This window comes from Roseovarius halophilus (ex Wu et al. 2025) (assembly GCF_047086965.1).
The window spans coordinates 1-699 of record NZ_JBKOTX010000525.1 but is presented as its reverse complement, the minus strand read 5'-3'; the positions used below and the strand labels follow the sequence as shown (position 1 = coordinate 699).

At 63.7% G+C, this 699-nt stretch carries 1 protein-coding gene; it reads right to left on the bottom strand.

Translation table 11 applies throughout. From position 1 onward, the window contains the following. Positions 1-255: 255 nt before the first annotated feature. The coding region (locus tag ACH107_RS33300; RefSeq protein WP_412509854.1) for an ATP-binding protein at positions 256-699 on the bottom strand (444 nt) is incomplete at its 5' end.

Genomic DNA, 699 nt, shown 5'->3' with positions numbered 1-699 from the left:
TGGGTATTCCACGGCATGTGGCCACCTGTTCCACGCGCATGTGGCCAGTCATTCCATGACATGTGGCCACCCCCGTGAGGTGATCTGCGAGGCGGTTTCTTCATGACGTGATTTTCACGTCTGGGTCAATGCCGACGGTTGGGCTGGGTTTGTCCATGGGGGGACCCGCGCGCCCGGCGCAGCGCTTATCATATAGCTGGCGGCGGCGGGCGCGCGGGTGGGCCCTGTGGGCAAACCCAGAGCGGGACATGGGTGTCATTGTGTGGCCTCGTTGGTTTCGACCACGGGGTCGGGCGGCGGGTTTTTTCGCATCGAGGGACCATCGAGTTCGATCCGGTGAGCGTGATGCACGAGCCTGTCGAGGATCGCATCCGCGAAGGTCGGATCGCCGATGATGTCATACCACTTTTCCACCGGAAGTTGACTGGTGACGACCGTTGCCTTGCGGCCATGACGATCATCCACGATCTCCATCAGGTCGCGCCGCTGGCCGGCGGTCATCTGTTCCGGACCCCAGTCATCGAGGATCAGGACATCAGCGCGCACGATCTTGCGGAAGATGCGCTCAAAGCTGCCATCGCCGCGCGCGGCGGCCAGTTCGCCGAACAGGCGCGGCATGCGGAAGTAGAGGGTGACCTTGCCCTGCCGACAGGCCTCATGGCCCAGGGCGCAAGCCAGCCAGGATTTCCCGACCCCGCA